Source organism: Erythrobacter sp. (assembly GCF_036351135.1).
Classification (GTDB): Bacteria; Pseudomonadota; Alphaproteobacteria; order Sphingomonadales; family Sphingomonadaceae; genus Erythrobacter.
The window spans coordinates 254,116-269,799 of the sequence record NZ_JAZBON010000009.1; the positions used below are offsets into that span (position 1 = coordinate 254,116).

Annotated in this window: 17 protein-coding genes and 1 other RNA gene; 12 read left to right on the forward strand and 6 right to left on the reverse strand. The window is 66.4% G+C overall.

From position 1 onward, the window contains the following. Nucleotides 1-7 precede the first annotated feature (7 nt). Entirely contained in the window at nt 8-1,195 is a 1,188-nt protein-coding gene (locus V2I30_RS02395) for a glycosyltransferase (protein ID WP_330660461.1), read from the reverse strand. A 49-nt stretch (nt 1,196-1,244) separates the two neighbouring features. Then, entirely contained in the window at nt 1,245-1,838 is a 594-nt protein-coding gene (locus V2I30_RS02400; protein ID WP_330660462.1) for a helix-turn-helix domain-containing protein, read from the reverse strand. Nucleotides 1,839-1,930: 92 nt separating this feature from the next. On the opposite strand from V2I30_RS02400, the gene V2I30_RS02405 reads away from it, so the two are divergent. After that, nucleotides 1,931-2,401, forward strand: coding sequence for a DUF6456 domain-containing protein (locus tag V2I30_RS02405; protein ID WP_330660463.1), 471 nt, complete (start codon nt 1,931-1,933; stop codon nt 2,399-2,401). 9 nt (nt 2,402-2,410) lie between these two features. On the opposite strand, the gene V2I30_RS02410 is transcribed toward V2I30_RS02405, so the two are convergent. From V2I30_RS02410 to V2I30_RS02420, 3 genes are all read right to left on the reverse strand, one after another. Next, nucleotides 2,411-2,776: a nuclear transport factor 2 family protein gene (locus tag V2I30_RS02410; protein WP_330660464.1), complete on the reverse strand. Its 366-nt coding sequence runs from the start codon at nt 2,774-2,776 to the stop codon at nt 2,411-2,413. Nucleotides 2,777-3,055: 279 nt separating this feature from the next. Then, the gene (locus V2I30_RS02415) at nt 3,056-3,649 is read right to left on the reverse strand and encodes a uracil-DNA glycosylase family protein (RefSeq protein WP_330660465.1); all 594 of its coding nucleotides are present in this window, start codon (nt 3,647-3,649) and stop codon (nt 3,056-3,058) included. Continuing rightward, a complete protein-coding gene (locus tag V2I30_RS02420; protein WP_330660466.1) occupies nt 3,646-5,460 on the reverse strand; it encodes an ABC-F family ATP-binding cassette domain-containing protein in 1,815 nt (604 codons plus the stop codon). The genes V2I30_RS02415 and V2I30_RS02420 overlap by 4 nt, the downstream gene beginning before the upstream one ends. A 101-nt stretch (nt 5,461-5,561) precedes the next feature. Here V2I30_RS02420 and V2I30_RS02425 point away from each other — a divergent pair, with 101 nt between their 5' ends. From V2I30_RS02425 to V2I30_RS02455, 7 genes are all read left to right on the forward strand, one after another. Continuing rightward, nucleotides 5,562-6,308: an SIMPL domain-containing protein gene (locus V2I30_RS02425; RefSeq protein WP_330660467.1), complete on the forward strand. Its 747-nt coding sequence runs from the start codon at nt 5,562-5,564 to the stop codon at nt 6,306-6,308. Nucleotides 6,309-6,370: 62 nt separating this feature from the next. Further along, a complete protein-coding gene (locus V2I30_RS02430; RefSeq protein ID WP_330660468.1) occupies nt 6,371-6,709 on the forward strand; it encodes a PepSY domain-containing protein in 339 nt (112 codons plus the stop codon). A gap of 128 nt (nt 6,710-6,837) precedes the next feature. Beyond that, nucleotides 6,838-7,515 carry a response regulator transcription factor gene (locus tag V2I30_RS02435; protein ID WP_330660469.1) on the forward strand — a complete coding sequence of 226 codons (678 nt, stop codon included), beginning with the start codon at nt 6,838-6,840 and terminating at the stop codon, nt 7,513-7,515. Nucleotides 7,516-7,660: 145 nt separating this feature from the next. Next, on the forward strand, nt 7,661-9,013 hold the full coding sequence (locus tag V2I30_RS02440) for a sensor histidine kinase (protein ID WP_330660554.1): 1,353 nt from the start codon (nt 7,661-7,663) through the stop codon (nt 9,011-9,013). 95 nt (nt 9,014-9,108) lie between these two features. Beyond that, entirely contained in the window at nt 9,109-9,702 is a 594-nt protein-coding gene (locus tag V2I30_RS02445; protein ID WP_330660470.1) for a sigma-70 family RNA polymerase sigma factor, read from the forward strand. Further along, nucleotides 9,699-10,586 (forward strand): hypothetical protein, encoded by an 888-nt coding sequence (locus tag V2I30_RS02450; protein ID WP_330660471.1) that lies wholly within the window; start codon nt 9,699-9,701, stop codon nt 10,584-10,586. Before V2I30_RS02445 ends, V2I30_RS02450 begins: the two co-directional genes overlap by 4 nt. 115 nt (nt 10,587-10,701) lie before the next feature. Continuing rightward, entirely contained in the window at nt 10,702-11,244 is a 543-nt protein-coding gene (locus tag V2I30_RS02455; protein WP_330660472.1) for a hypothetical protein, read from the forward strand. Nucleotides 11,245-11,329: 85 nt separating this feature from the next. Here the strand turns inward: V2I30_RS02455 and V2I30_RS02460 are convergent, their stop codons facing one another. Next, entirely contained in the window at nt 11,330-11,641 is a 312-nt protein-coding gene (locus V2I30_RS02460) for a chorismate mutase (RefSeq protein ID WP_330660555.1), read from the reverse strand. 117 nt (nt 11,642-11,758) lie between these two features. Here V2I30_RS02460 and V2I30_RS02465 point away from each other — a divergent pair, with 117 nt between their 5' ends. The 4 genes from V2I30_RS02465 to ffs all read left to right on the forward strand — a co-directional run bounded on the left by V2I30_RS02465 (nt 11,759) and on the right by ffs (nt 15,643). After that, nucleotides 11,759-12,769 carry a polyprenyl synthetase family protein gene (locus tag V2I30_RS02465; RefSeq protein ID WP_330660473.1) on the forward strand — a complete coding sequence of 337 codons (1,011 nt, stop codon included), beginning with the start codon at nt 11,759-11,761 and terminating at the stop codon, nt 12,767-12,769. 19 nt (nt 12,770-12,788) lie between these two features. Beyond that, nucleotides 12,789-15,212 carry an ATP-dependent helicase HrpB gene (hrpB, locus tag V2I30_RS02470; RefSeq protein ID WP_330660474.1) on the forward strand — a complete coding sequence of 808 codons (2,424 nt, stop codon included), beginning with the start codon at nt 12,789-12,791 and terminating at the stop codon, nt 15,210-15,212. Between the two features lie 23 nt (nt 15,213-15,235). Continuing rightward, complete coding sequence (locus V2I30_RS02475; RefSeq protein ID WP_330660475.1) at nt 15,236-15,514, forward strand: ETC complex I subunit; 279 nt, start codon at nt 15,236-15,238, stop codon at nt 15,512-15,514. A gap of 34 nt (nt 15,515-15,548) precedes the next feature. Further along, nucleotides 15,549-15,643, forward strand: an RNA gene (ffs, locus tag V2I30_RS02480) — signal recognition particle sRNA small type. The last annotated feature ends 41 nt before the right edge of the window (nt 15,644-15,684 follow it).

A 15,684-nucleotide genomic window follows, 5' to 3' on the forward strand; every position in this document is an offset into this window, starting at 1 on the left:
TCACAAATCAAAATAAACCGTCATAATGCGCCGCCAGTTCGGCGGCGTTGGTTTGCCAGCTGAAACGCTCCACCATTGCCGCGACCCCCTCGCGCGGGGGCGGGTTGTTCAGCACGCTGCGGACCCCGGCGGCCACCGCTTCGGGTGTGCGCACCACCAGCCTGCCAGCGGTGCTGTTCGTGATCAGCTCGCCCGCGCCACCCACATCGCAGGTCACCAACGGTGTTCCGCAGGCGAGCGCCTCGACCCAGGCATTGGCGAGCCCTTCATTGGCGGTGGGCAGAACCATCGCGTCGCTGGCGGAAAGGACCAGCGGCAAGAGGTCGTGATCGAGCGAGCCGGCGAAATGCACGCGTTCGGCGAGGCCAAGGTCGCTCACCAGTTGCTCAAGGTGATCCCGGTCCTCTCCCTTGCCGACCAGGATAAGCCGCGCGCCTTCCAGCTGCGCCAGCGCGGCGATCGCGATGTCCTGACCCTTGCGCTCGATCAGCGCGCCGACGCAGGTCAGCAGCGGCGCGTTGTCCGGCAGACGAAAGCCGAGCACGCCGCGCAGCTGCGCTCGCAATTGCGTATGGTCGAGCGGGCGAAAACGATCGCGGTCGAGCCCGGTGTAATGGACGCGAATCTTGCCGCGCTCCATGCCCAGCGCCGTCATCTCGCCCGCCAGCGCGGCGCTGACCGCGAGCAGACCATCGGCTTGCTCGGCGGCTTCCAGCATCTGCTCGCGCGCGAAGTCGTGGCCGCCCCAATAGGTGATGTCGCTGCCGCGCGCCTTGATCGAGAGCGGCAGTGCCATCTCACGCGCGATCCATGCGGCGGCGGGGCCATCGGGGAAGAAGAATTGCGCATCGAGCACGTCGATCGGCGTCTCGGCATGGATGGCCTCGACCACGGGAAGCACCGCATTCGCGATGGCCGATGCGTTGCGCCGCGCCCCGATCTTCGGCAGCAGCGTGAAGCGCGGGCGATGGACCGCGACGCCGCCTTCCTCGCCATATTCGTCTAGCTGAGCGAGCGGACGATAGCGCCCGACGGCAATCGGCGGCAGGCCGATCGGATTGACCACGCTCACCCGCCAGGCATCGTGCCCCCTGTCCTCGCGCGCCAGTGCCTCTAGCGAGCGCGCGACGAAGGTCCCGAAGCGCGGATTGGCCGGGTTCGGGTAGAGCGTGCTGAGCGAGCAGACGTGCTTCATCGCCAGCGTCGACGCCTGCGATAAGTGGCGTGATAGGGCGCAAGCATGCTCACAGGGGGCGCACCAGCATGGTCGCGAGCGCGATCCAGGGCGGGTTGTCGATCACTTGCTGTTTCTGACCCGCCTGCGCCGGCAGAATGCCGACCAGCGTGCCCTTGCGGTCGATCAACCGGCCGAAGGCGAACCGTCCCCCGGCGCGCGGCACCAAGCAGTCGCGATTCATCGCGCCTGCCATGTCGCCGTCATCGCCATCCGCCTCGATCCGGCGCAGCCAGAGCATGTCGCCCGGACGATATTCGCCCACTGCGGCGGTGATCTCGAGCACCAGCATCGGCGCCTCGCCTTCGCGCGCGGCGATTTCGGTCGGCAGGATCGCCTCGCGCGGGGTCGCGAGCGGTTCGGGTTCGCCGCTGCCCAGTTCGGCGACGACCTGCGCGCGCCGTTCGTCCTCCGGGCGGACCAGCACCTGCGGATCGACTTCGAGCGCCGCGCCGATCCGTTCCATCCACTTGGTCGACAGGCTGCGCATGCCGGTTTCGAGTCGACCGATCGTCTGCGCGGTGGTCGGCGGATCGCACGCCGCGCCAAGTTCGGCGAGGGTCAGCGAACGGGCTTTACGGATTTCGCGGATGCGATTGATCATTGGTGCGTTCCTCCCGGTGAAAGGACTTTCCTACAGCTATGGCGAGGATGCAACCCCTCTATCACCAAATCGGTGAATAAGGAGCACGGGCAATGCGCAAACTGGTCGAACGCGAACTGACATCCGAAGGGCCGCGTCATGCGGGAAGCGCGCGGGGCAAGCGGCGCACGGTAACGGTCAATATTGGCGAATCGCCGATCGCCTGGCTGCATGCGCGCGGGCATCTTTCGGACAGGCTGTTCGATGCCGGCGAGGCGCTGCGCTCCGATTACGAGCGCGCGCAGCTATCGGCGGGCGTGACGATGCGCTGGGACCCGGTGCGCTCGAAAAGCACGGGCGATCCCGGCCTCTCGCATGGCGAAAAGCAGATCGCTGCCAAGGCGCGCTTCGATGCGGCTCTGGCCGAGGCAGGCAAGGGCCTGAAGGACGTGTTGTGGCGCGTCGTCTGCGCGGGCGAGGCGCTGCCGCAGGCGGAAAAGGCGCTGGGCTGGCCCGCTCGCAGCGGCAAGCTGGTGCTCAAGCTCGCGCTCGAACGCGTGGCGGATTACTACCGGATCCGGTGATGCAGGCCGTCAGGTGTGCTCGCCATGACCGTAAAAGAAGCGTTCCTCGACGATCCTTCCGTCCTTGACCGTGTAGAGGCCGACTTCCTCGGCCTGGCTGCGCTCTCCATCCATGGTGACGTCCATCGTATAGCGTACGGCGAACTGGTCGCCGAAGACATAGGGGCCTTGCATCGAGGTGTCGTGCACCTCGGTGTTGGCTTCCCACCAGGCGTGTTTCTCTTTCAAAGCCTCGCGTCCTTCGACGCGCGCCATCGGCCCCTCCTGTTCGGCCTCGAGGCTGACGATGTCGTCGGACCAATAGGCCTGGTAGCCCTCTTCGTCCTCCTCGATCATGAGCTGCATGAATTGCTGCGCGAGTTCTGCGGTCGTCATATGTTCCTCCTCCAAACTAGGAGCGTCTTACCGCAAGGGCATGACGGAACAAAGTCGGGCAGGTGCCCGCGAAACGGCCTGCGCTACGGCGACAGGGGAGGGGGCCGGACAGTTACGGTTTGCCGCGCGCAGGGTGACGCTTCGTTCTCTGTAGAGTTGCGCTTTGCCCGCCAGAGTGACGCCTTGAGCGCGAAAGTGACACTTTCAGCCCCGCAGAGTTACGGTTCGGCAGGTTTAGCCCAGAACCGTGTTCCACATGTTCCATCCTGTTGGATGGGTTCACAAGATCCCGGCGACCGCGCGACGCAGGCGGGGGAGGGTCTCGGCCTCGAACCAGGGGTGCCTGCGCATCCACAGCCGCACTCGCCAGGCGGGGTGGGGGAGAGGGATGAAGTCGCCGAAACCCTCGTCGCCGCTCGTCCAGCGCCGCACGCGCTCGGTCATGGTGAGCTTGCGGGTCTCGGGGAGGTAGCGGCCCTGCGCATAGGCGCCGACGAGCAGGGTCAGACGCTTGGCAGGCAGGAGGTCGAGGACCCGGCCATGCCATTGCGGCGCGCACTCCTTGCGCGGCGGGGCGTCGCCACCCTTGGCTTTGCCCGGATAGCAGAAGCCCATCGGCATGAGCGCAACGCGCTCCGGGTCGTAGAAGGCGTCCTTGTCCATTCCGAGCCAGCCACGCAGCCGGTTTCCGCTGTCATCGTCCCACGGCACGCCGCTCGCATGGACCTTGGTCCCGGGAGCCTGTCCGATGATGAGAATGCGGCTGGTGGGCGAGAACTGGACGACGGGGCGGGGACCGAGCGGCAAGTGCTCGGCGCACAGGCTGCAGGCGGCGATGTCGCGGTGGAGCGCGGCGGCCCGCTGTTCGCTCAACCCTCCACCTGTTCGGCGAGGTCGAGCCAGCGCTCTTCGGCCGCGTCCTTCTCGGCCCGCGCGTTCGCGACGCCCTTGGAGATGGTGGCGAAACGCTGGGGGTCGGACTGGAACAGGTCGGGATCGGCGAGGATCGCCTCGCCCTTGGCGATGGCGGCGTCGAGCTCCTCGATCCGCTGCGGGAGGAGCTCGTAATCGCGCTGGTCCTTGTAGGAGAGCTTGTCGGACTTGGGCGGCGACGGCGCTGGGGCCGGCGTCGGAGCGGGGGTCGACGAACTCGCCTTCGCGACGATGGGTTCGCGCCGCTTCGCCGCCCAGTCCTCGTAGCCGCCCGCGACCACATCGACCCGGCCAGTGCCGTCGAGGCCGAGGGTGACGGTGACGGTCTTGTCGAGGAAGTCGCGGTCATGGCTGACGATCAGGACGGTGCCCTCGAAGTCGGCGATCACCTCCTGCAACAGGTCGAGCGTCTCGAGGTCGAGGTCGTTGGTCGGCTCGTCGAGGACGAGGAGGTTGGCGGTGCGCGCGAACTCGCGGGCGAGCAACAGCCGCGACCGCTCTCCGCCCGAGAGGATGCCGACCTTGGTGTCGACGAGCCCCGGATCGAACAGGAAGTCCTTGAGATAGGCCTGGACGTGCTTGCGGCTCCCCCGAACGTCGATCCAGTCGCCGCCCTCGGCGAGGATGTCGCGCACGCTGGCACCCGGTTCGAGCAGGCGGCGCTGCTGGTCGATCATCACGCCGGTAAGCGTGCGCGCATGCTGGACGCTGCCGGTGTCGGGCTCGATCTCCTTGGTGAGCAGCTTCAGCAAGGTCGTCTTGCCCGCGCCGTTCGCGCCGACGATGCCGATGCGGTCGCCGTTCTGGATGCGCAGGGAGAAGGGCTTGATGACCGCGCGCCCGTCATAGGACTTGGAGATGTCCTCGGCGACGATGACGGACTTGGACTTGAACTCCTCGTCGGCGGCGAGCTTGAGCTTGGCCGCGCCGCTATCGCTGATCATGGCCGCACGCGCCGCCCGCATCTGGTAGAGCTTCTCCAGCCGCCCCTGGTTGCGCTTGCGCCGCGCGGTGACGCCGCGTTCGAGCCAGTGAGCTTCGAGCTTGAGCTTCGCATCGAGCCTCTCGGCGGCGCGCGCTTCCTCGGCATAGACCTGGCTCTCCCAGGCCTCGTAGCCTCCGAAGCCGACCTCCTTGCGCCGCAGCGTGCCGCGGTCGAGCCACAGGGTCGCGCGGGTCAGACGCTTCAAGAACGTGCGGTCGTGGCTGATCGTGATGAAGGCGCCCTTGTAGCGGCCGAGCCAGTCCTCGAGCCAGTCGATCGCGCTAAGGTCGAGATGGTTGGTCGGCTCGTCGAGCAGCAGCAAATCCGGGTCCTGCGCCAGCGCGCGCGCAATCGCCGCGCGGCGCCGCTCGCCGCCGCTTGCGCTTGCCGCATCGGTGGTCATGTCGATGCCGAGCTGCCCGGCAATCGCCTCGACCTCATGCGCGGCGGGCGCGTGTTCGCCGTGCAAAGCGAAGTCCATCAGCGTGTCGAAGGGCGCGAAGTCGGGCTCCTGCTCGAGGAAGACGATGCGCATGTTCGGCTTCACCCGCCGGGTGCCGCGATCCGCCTCGATCCGGTCGTCGATCAGCTTCAGAAGCGTCGTCTTGCCAGCGCCATTGCGACCGATCAGCGCAAGCCGGTCTCCGGGAAGGATGTGCAGATCGATGGGCTCCGCACCTTCGCCAAGCTGAGGTCCGCCGAAAAGCCAGCGCCCGCCCTGTTGCAGGCTGAGGCCTTCGAGGCTGAGGATCGGGGGTTGGGCCATGGGGCCTCGCAACTAGGCATTCGCGTCGGAACTGTGAAGGCGGTTCAGTGCTTGGAAAGGCAGAGCTAGCGCAAGCTCATACACGCAAAGGAGAGACCGATATGACCCGTCACGTTGTAGCCGCCCTCGCGGCGCTTGCCGCGACCGCCGCCGCGCTGCCCGCCACCGCACTTGCCCAGCAGGCGGAGATCGAGGCCGAGGGGCCGGTCATTGCGCTCACCATCTTCGAGGAGGTGACCGCCGAGCCCGATTTGGTGACGATCGGCGCGGGGGTCAGCACCGAGGCGCCCACCGCCGTCGAGGCGATGCGGGAGAATGCGCGGCAGATGACCCGCGTGATCGATCGGATCAAGTCGCTGGGCGTGGCGGAAAAGGACATCCAGACGAGCGGCATCAATCTCAACGCCCAATACGACTATCAGCGCAACGAAAGGCCGGTCTTCCGCGGCTACCAGGTATCGAACCGGGTGAGCGTCAAGCTGCGCGAGTTGGACGAGACGGGCGAGGTGCTCGATGCGCTGGTCGTCGCGGGCGCCACCGACCTTTCGGGGCCGAGCTTCAGTCTTGAGGACGATACCGCGGCGAAGGCCCAGGCGCGCGAGCGGGCGATCGCGCGGGCGCAGGAGCGGGCGATGAGCTATGCGCGCGGCTTCGGCTATTCGGGTGTTCGCGTGCTCTCGGTAAGCGAGACGATCCAGGGCTCGGGCCCCACTCCGCCGATGATGGCGCGCGACGAAAGCGCCATCATCGTGACCGGCGCCTCGCGCGCACCGGTGCAGCCCGGCTTGGTGGGCACGGGCGTTAGCATCACGGTGCAATACGAGATGACCGGCGGGCCTGTAGGGTGAACGCGCGAATCTGCCATTATTCACAGCTTGTTCAACGCTTGGGCGATAGATAATCCTGCATCATGACATCCGTGCCTTCCCTTTTTGCGTTGATCGCCTCGGCGATGCTGCTGACCGGCATCGGTCCGACGGCGACGAACGCGGCTGCCGCGAGCGCAGCCGCGCAGGAGCAGTCGCGCTCCGATCAGGGCGAGGCACGGCGCGAGATGCGCGCGGGCAACCAGTTGTCGCTGCGCGAAATCGAGCGGCGGGTGGTGCCCAAGATGCGCGGCAGCGAATATCTCGGCCCCTCCTATGACAGCACGGCGCGCGCCTATCGCCTGAAGTTCATTCGCGACGGTCGTGTCACTTATGTCGACGTCGATGCGCGCAGCGGCCGCATCATAAAGCGCTCGCGCTAGGCACATCGGCGCATCTCTTCCCCTGACCGCGGCCAAATTCCCGGGGTGTTACCCGGGCGCCCTCGCTTGACCTTGGCCCGCGAAACGCGCAGTCAACGCGGCGAAAACTCACGCAGAAGTGGTGGACCATGCGCATTCTGATCGTCGAAGATGAACCCACGCTCGGCCAGCAATTGAAATCGACGCTCGAGCAGAACGGCTATGCCGTCGACCTCTCGACCGATGGCGAGGACGGGCACTTTCTGGGCAGCACCGAGGATTACGACGCGGTGATCCTCGACCTCGGCCTGCCGGAGATCGACGGGCTCAGCGTGCTGGGCATGTGGCGCAAGGAGGGGCGCACCTTCCCGGTGCTCGTTCTGACCGCACGCGACAGTTGGTCGGACAAGGTCGCGGGGCTGGATGCGGGCGCCGACGATTACCTGGCAAAACCGTTCCAGACCGAGGAGCTGATTGCCCGCCTGCGCGCGCTGATCCGGCGGGCGAGCGGCAACACCTCGTCCGAGCTAACCGCTGGCAAGGTCCGGCTGGACACGCGCTCGGGCCGGGTCACGCTCGATGGCGAGCCGGTGAAGCTCACCGCGCAGGAATACAAGCTGCTTTCCTACCTGATGCATCACAAGGGCAAGGTGGTGAGCCGCACCGAATTGATCGAGCATATCTACGACCAGGATTTCGACCGCGATTCCAATACGATCGAAGTTTTCGTCACCCGTATTCGCAAGAAACTAGGCGCAGAGGTAATCACGACGATCCGTGGACTCGGCTACAGCCTCGACGACCCGGCCGACGCACCCAGGGCCTGACAGCGAGCCGGCGGATTCAGCGGCGGGCCATGGCGTGCGCGACGTGCCGGGCCTCGACACCGGCGACGCTTTACCGTCTCCGGTAAACGGCACGCGCGCTCCGGCCATCATCGCCGACCTCCCGCGTGCTAGTCTTGCCAAGCGCATGGGGCTCATCGCCGCGGCCTGGATCACTGTCCTGCTGCTGGGCGGCGGGATCGCGCTCGAACGCACACTCACCCGCCAGGTCGAAGCGAATTTCGACGAGCAGCTCGAATACCAGCTCACCGCGATGATCGCCTCTGCCGAGATCGACAGTTTCGGCGAGGTCTGGTTCTACCGCACGCTGGGCGATCAGCGTTTCCTCGAGCCGGGCAGCGGGCTTTACTGGCAGATCAGCGGGGAAGGCTACGAACCCTACCCCTCGCGCAGCCTGTGGGACCGAACGCTGACCCTGCGCGCCGACGAGGAGAATATCGGCGAGCCGGCGCAAGGGTTCGAAGGCGATGTGCGCTTCTACAATTCGGCTCAATTCGACGGCGAACCGCTGCGCATCGCCGAGCGCACCGTGATATTGCCGGGCAGCGACACGCGCTGGACCTTCGCCGTCGCCAGCGCGACCGAGCAGATCGACGACCAGATCCAGCAGGTGCGCCTGATCCTGATCTGGAGCTTCGCGGTGCTGGGGCTGGGCCTTATCGTCATGGCGCTGCTCCAGATCCGCTACGGCCTTTCGCCGCTTCGCCGGGTGCGCGCGGCGATCCAGAAACTGCGCACCACCGGCGACAACCGGATCACCGAGCCGCTGCCCGCCGAAGTTCAGCCGCTGGTCGAGGAGGTCAACGCGCTGCTCGAGCACAGTGAGCGTCAGGCCGAGGAGGCGCGCACTCATGCCGGCAATCTCGCGCATGCGCTCAAGACGCCCTTGACCGTGCTGACCAATGCCGCGACCGCACGCGATCCCGATCTCAATCAGGCGGTTTTTCGCGAGACCCGCACGATGCAGCGCCATGTCGATCACCACCTCGCACGCGCTCGCGCTGTTGGACGGCGCGCGGTCGGGCAGGCGCGCACCAATGTCCGCGCCAGCGCCGAAGCAGTGCGCCGCGCGGTCGAGCGGCTTTATCCCGAAGGCCGGCTCGACATCGCCGGCAATCGAGAAGTGATGGTCGCGATCGAACGGCAGGACCTCGACGAAATCCTCGGCAACCTTATCGAGAATGCGGCTAAATATGGCGGCGGCAGCGTCTTCGTCACGATCGATGCGGAGGACACCGAGGACGCCAGCCAAAGCGAGCTATGCCACATCTGGGTCGAGGACGATGGCGCGGGCATTCCAGAGGCGGAAAGGAAGCGCATCTTCGATCGCGGAGCGCGGCTCGATACCGGCAAGCCTGGCACCGGCCTCGGCCTCGCCATCGTGCGAGACGTGGCGGAGATTTACGGCGGATCGGTGACGCTGGGTGAAAGCGAGGACCTGGGTGGATTGCTGGTCGATCTGCGCTTGCCGCGCGCCTGACTTTCCCTAGCGCGAAGGGTTTCGCGTTCAACGCCGTCGAAAGGACGAGGCACGTAGATGAGGCCCGTTCGAAAGAGTCGAGTACGAAAGGACGCATGGCAGGCAGCCCACCCGGCGCTGACGAGGCGAGCGGCCGTCCTGTTGGGGACGATGCTGCCGTTCTCGCTCGCATAGCCAAGAGGGACGAAGCCGCCTTTCGCCAAGCGATCGACGACCATGCGCGCCTGCTCCACCGCATCGCCTACCGGATGACGGGCGATGCGCACGAGGCCGAAGATATTGCGCAAGAGGCTATTTTGAGATTGTGGGACCACGCGCCGCGGCTCGCCGCAGGCCCGAAGCCGGTGCGGATCGGCGCCTGGCTTACGCGCGTGGCGACCAATCTCGCGATCGACCGTCTGCGCCTTTCAAAGCGGATGTCTAACAGCGAGGTGCCCGAGTCTGCCGACGCCGAGCCGCTCGCCGATGCGCAGATGGAGAGCGAACAAACCCATGATGCGGCAAGGGCTCTGATAGGAGCTTTGCCGGAGCGCCAACGGGCGGCGATCGTGCTGACCTATTACGAGGAACTGCCCAACGCCGAGGCGGCGGGCGCGATGGATATGAACATCAAGGCCTTCGAATCCCTGCTGCACCGTGCGCGCGCCGCGCTGCGTGTCGCCTTCGAGCATAAGGAGGCGGCGCGATGAGCGGCGAGCGCTTCGATTTCGACCCCGCACTGAAAAAGGCGCTTGGCGAGAACACCGTGCCCGACTTGCCTGAGGGCTTTGCCGATCGCGTGGTCGCCGCGACAGAAGGACGCGCGCCCCCGCTTCCCCAGCAGCGCACCGCCTCCTCGCGCTGGCGCACGTCCCGGCGGCTGGCCATCGGCCTTGTGTCGGCCGGCGCGCTGGCGAGCGCTGCGGCAGCCACAGGTGTGCTCGAGGAACTGGGGGTGGACCTGCCGAGCCCGCAGGAAGTCTGGTCGAGCATTACCGGAGCTCAACCCGCGCCCGCACCTTCCCCGTCGCCGCCTGCCTCCACGGCGCCCGAGCCGGTGCCCGATGCGCGCGCGCCGGTTGTTATCGAAGGGCCGATCGACACGCCCGAAGAGCTCGAAGAAGCCTTCCGCCGGGTGGACCAGCGTCGAGAAGAACGCGTCGATACCCGCCGCAGCCGGGTCGATCAACGCATCGGGGAGAGGATCGACGCTCGCCGCGCGCAGGGCCTGCCCGCGCCTACGCAAGAGCAGGAAGAGCGGCTGAGCGATCGCCTCGACACCGTCCGCGAGAACGCCGATGCGCGCCGCGCTGCGCGGATCGAGGAGCGGCGCGAGGCTTTGCGCGAAGACGTCGAAGCCGGGGGCGAGATCACGCGCGAGAATTTTATCGAGGCGGACCGGACGCGCCTGCGCAACCTCTCGCCCGAACAGCGCCGCGATCGCCTACGCCAATGGCGCGAACGACGCCAGGAACGCCTGCGCCGGCTCGAGAGCGAGGGTGCGAACGCGTCCGGATCGGATCCTTTGCGCAAAGAAGATGATGCGAACCCCCCGTCGAACGATCCGAACGGCTCGTCGCAAGACCCACAATAATGCGCGAAGGGTTTTCGCAGCGGCCCCGTTGAAAGGGTGTCGCCGGAACGGAAACGGTGGGTCCGCGCCGGTGGCCCCCGCACGAGACAACGACGAAATGCAAGGAACCGCACCGATGAAAAAGACCCTCATTCTGACCGCGCTAACCGCGCTTACCGCTACCGGTGTCGCAGCGCAGGACCAGACCCGTACGCGAACCTACGAAGGCCCGAATGTGAGCGCGAGCACCACGACAACGGTGAACCGAGAGACCGGCACCGCGACCCGAGAACGCACGGCAACCAACCTCAACACCGGCAACACCGCCACCAGCAATGCGGTGCGCCGGCGCACCGATACCGGTGCGGTGGTCAGCGTTCAGCAGACGGGGCCGCGGGGTAAGACCCGTTCGCTCGAGGGCGAGCGGGTTCGCAACGGCGACGGCACAGGCTCGACGTTCTCCGGCACCGCAACCGGTCGCCGCGGCAACACTTATGACCTTTCGGGTCAGCGCAATCGCGACGGACAAGGCAATCGCAGCGTCAACCAGTCGGTGACCAACTCGGCGGGGGAGACTGTGGCGTCGCGCCAGCGCAGTCGCACAGTCGATAACGGACAGGTCACGCGCAGCCAATCGACCACCCGCCCCCGGGCGCAGCGTCCGCGCCGCCCGCGCTAAACCAGACAAGAGCGCGGGAAACGCCCCCCTCCCGCCATAGGCACGCGAGGCTCGACCAGCCTCGCGTGCCCTTTTGCTTGCAAGTCTATTTCCCGCGCGCCTTTTCATGGTGGCGGATGACTTCATCGATGATGAAGCGCAGGAACTTCTCGCTGAATTCGGGATCGAGATCGGCGGCTTCGGACAAGGCGCGCAGACGCTCGATCTGGCGTTTTTCGCGCGCGGGATCGGCGGGGGGCAGCGTCGCTTTCGCCTTGTATTCGCCAACAGCCTGGGTGATGCGGAACCGTTCGGCCAGCATATGGATGATCGCGGCATCGATATTGTCGATGCTTTTGCGATAGGTGGCCAGCACCGGATCGTCGCCCGTCGGCGCGTCTTTCGCGGGGCCGTCCACCGCTGTGGCATCGCGGTTGCCGAGCCGGGGTTGCGTTTCCTGCGCCATCGCCCGCCAAACTAGCAGCAATTCCCCGCTTGCCAAGCGCGCGCGGCTGCCCGTAAACCCGCCCGGATCATGACCGCCAACGTCGTTCCCATTCCGCGCAAGACGCCCACGCTCGAGCCGATGCTGGCGCTGACGGCGAACGGGATGAACAGCGTCAACGCGGTCATCCTTGAGCGTATGCAGAGCGAAATCCCGCTGATCCCGCGCCTAGCCGGGCACCTGATTTCGGGTGGCGGTAAAAGGCTGCGCCCGATGTTGACGCTCGCCGGCGCGGCGCTGGTCGGATATGAGGGCACGCGGCACCACAAGCTCGCCGCCGCGGTCGAGTTCATTCACACCGCGACGTTGCTGCACGACGACGTGGTCGATGGCAGCGAACTCAGGCGTGGCAAGGCGGCGGCGAATATCATTTTCGGCAACCCGGCGACCGTGCTGGTCGGCGATTTCCTGTTCAGCCGCGCATTCGAACTGATGACAGAGGACGGGAGCCTGCGTGTCCTCAAGATCCTCAGCCATGCCAGCGCCGTGATTGCCGAGGGTGAGGTCTCGCAGCTGACCGCGCAGCGCCAGATCGAAACCAGCGAGGAACGCTACCTCCACATCATCGGCGCCAAGACCGCTGCCTTGTTCGCCGCCGCCAGCCAGATCAGCGCGGTGGTCGCCGAGTGCAGCGAGGACGAGGAGCGGGCGCTAGAGGATTATGGTCGCAATCTTGGCGTCGCCTTCCAGCTGGTCGACGATGCGATCGATTACGATTCGGATGCAAGCCAGATGGGCAAAGACCAAGGCGACGATTTCCGCGAAGGCAAGATGACGCTGCCCGTCATCCTTACCCATGCCAGAGGCGATGCGGAGGAGCGCGCATTCTGGAAGGATGCGATTCTCGGCCACCGGACGTCGGACGAGGATTTCGCGAAGGCCATCGGTCTGATCGAGAAACACAACGCGCTCGAAGACACGCGCGAGAAAGCGCGTCATTTCGCCCAGCGCGCGATCGACGCGATCTCGATCTTCCCCGACAGCAAGGCCCGCGCCGCCATGGGAGAAGCCGCCCGTTTCGCGGTCGCGCGCGGGTATTGACGCGGCTAACTGTGTCGGCGTGACCGATACGCTGCCGATCCATGCAATTCTGCCGCTGCTCCGCTCGACTTTGAGCGAACAGCGCGGCGCTGTCCTTATCGCGCCGCCGGGAGCGGGCAAAACGACCGCGGTTGCGCCGGCGCTGCTCGATGAACCGTGGTGCACGGGGCTGGTGATCGTCACCTCGCCCCGGCGGGTGGCGGCGCGGGCGGCGGCGGAGCGGATGGCGTGGCTGATGGGCGAGAAGCCCGGCGGAAGCGTCGGCTACCTCACCCGCCTCGAAAGCCGGGTCTCGAAGCGCACGCGTATTTTTGTGGTCACCGAGGCCATTTTGGTCAATCGGCTGGTCGAGGACCCCGAACTAGCCGGCGTCAGCGCGCTGTTGTTCGACGAGGCGCATGAGCGGCATCTCGACAGCGATCTCGGCCTCGCGCTGGCGCTGGAAACGCGCGAGGTGCTGCGCGACGATTTGCGCGTACTCGTCATGTCGGCAACGCTCGACGGAACGCGCTTCGCCAAGGTCTTGGGCGAAGGCACGCGGGTGATCGAAAGCGAGGGGCGCAGCTACCCGCTCGACATTCGCTGGCTCGGCAGCGATGCGAATGCGCGGGTCGAGGACGAAGTCGTGCGCGGTGTGATGACGGCGTGGCGCGAGCAGGAGGGTGACGTTCTCGCCTTCCTTCCGGGTATTGGCGAGATCGAACGCACGCGCGAACGGCTCAAGGCCAAACTCTCAGGCACACCGATCCTGCCGCTGCACGGGCAAGTCGATCCCACCGCCCAGCGCGCGGCGATCGCGCGCGATCCCGAAGGTCCTCGCCGAGTGGTGCTGGCGAGCGCGATTGCCGAGACTTCGCTGACACTCGACGGCGTGGCGGCGGTGGTGGATAGCGGGCTTGTACGTTTCGCCGAGCACGACCGGGCGGCGGGGACAAATCATCTCGTCACCCGGCGAGCGAGTCAGGCGGCTGCGACCCAGCGCGCTGGACGCGCTGCGCGACAGGGGCCGGGAGTGGCCTATCGGATGTGGGAAGAGGGTGGCCATCTGGGGCGCCCCGAATTCGCGCCGCCCGAGATCGAGACCGCCGATCTTTCCGGCCTGTTGCTCGCGCTCGCGCTCAGGGGAACGGGCGATCCGGGCGAACTGCGCTGGCTCGATCCGCCGCCCACCGCTTCGCTTGCCGCCGCCCAGGCTGCGCTGCGCGCGCTGGGAGCGCTCGACGACGAATTGCGGATCACCGAATGGGGCCGCGCGATCGCAGCCATGCCGATGGCGCCCGACCAGGCGTCGGCGATGCTGCACGGCGCGCGAGGCGGCTGCGGCGAAGAGGCGGCACGGCTGGTCATGCTGCTGCAGGAGCGCGGGCTTGGTGGTCGCAGCGAGGACCTTGCGCGACGGCTCGCGCGCTGGCGCGCCGATACCTCGAAACGCGCGACAAATGCTGCCCGGCTGGCGGAGGGCTGGGCCAAGAATGCAGCGCGGCTGGTCGAACGAACGGGTGATGCTATGACCGCAGCCGAATGCCTAGCGCTCGCCCGCCCCGACTTCGTCGCGCGGCGGCGCGGCGCCTCCGGCGAGGACTGGGTCAGCGCGGGCGGGCGGGGCTATCGCCTCGATCCCGCATCCCCCCTTGCGAGCGCGGAATGGATTGTGATTGGCGACGCGCAAGGGCAAGCCCGAGCCGCGCGGATTGTCGCCGGCATCGAACTAGAGGAAGCAGCGCTCGAAAAGCTGTTCGCGGACCGGATTGAAGAGCGCAGCCGCGCGCGCTGGAATGAGGAGAGGCAACGCGTCGAATGCCGGCGCGAGAAAAGCCTCGGAGCGATCCTCCTCTCGCGCGGACCCGATCCCGATCCCGAACAGGGCGTGCTTGTGGACAAGCTGGTGGAAAAAGCTCTGGAGAAGCTGGGTACGATTTTACCGCCCGGCTTTCTCGAACGCGCCCGGTTCGCCGGCATCGATGCGCTCGATCCGGCCGCTCTGCGCGAACAGGTGGAGATATGGCTGATCCCCATGCTGGGCAATCGGCGCGATCTCGACCTGCCGCCGGGCCGCTTCGCGGATGCCGCGATGGGGCTGCTTGACTGGGACATGCGGCAAAAATTCGAGACGAGAGCGCCGACACATTTCGCCTCGCCCGCCGGAACGCGGCATACGATCGATTATGCCGACGACGATGCGCCCAGCGTCGAGGTGCGCACGCAGGCCCTGTTCGGGCTCGACACGCATCCAATGATCGGCACCACGCCGCTGCTGCTCAAGCTGACCAGTCCCGCGGGCCGACCGATCCAGGCGACACGCGATCTGCCGGCCTTCTGGCGCGGCTCCTGGACCGATGTCATCAAGGAAATGAAAGGGCGCTACCCCAAACATCGCTGGCCTGAGGAGCCGTGGCTGGAAAAGCCGAGCCTCAAAACCAAAAACGCCTTCAATCGCGGCTGAAGTTCGATTATCGAACGCGCATTATGACCGCTCGGATTTATCAGATTCCCAAAAGCGCCATGCAGTCGGGCAAGGCCAAGATCGACACCTGGGTGCTCGAATTCGAGCAGAGCGAGGCGCGCAAGCCCGACCCTCTGATGGGCTGGACGGGGAGCGGCGACACGCAGGCGCAGGTGAAGCTCAAATTCCCTTCGAAGGACGCGGCTAAAGCCTATGCCGAAAAATACGGCATCACTGCGCGCGTGCACGCGACGCCGCCGAAATCCTTGAAGATTCAGGCCTACGCCGACAACTTTCGGTAATTGATTTTTGAACGCGCCCCCGCCATATGGCGCACCGGGAGTCGGGTGGACGTTTGCGTTCGCTCACCGGGTCAGGTCCGGAAGGAAGCAGCCCAGGTGAATTGCGGCGGGTCGCTCGGCTCCTTTTCCCATCTCTCCGGCGAACGGCGTCATGACAAAGCGTTCTGGAA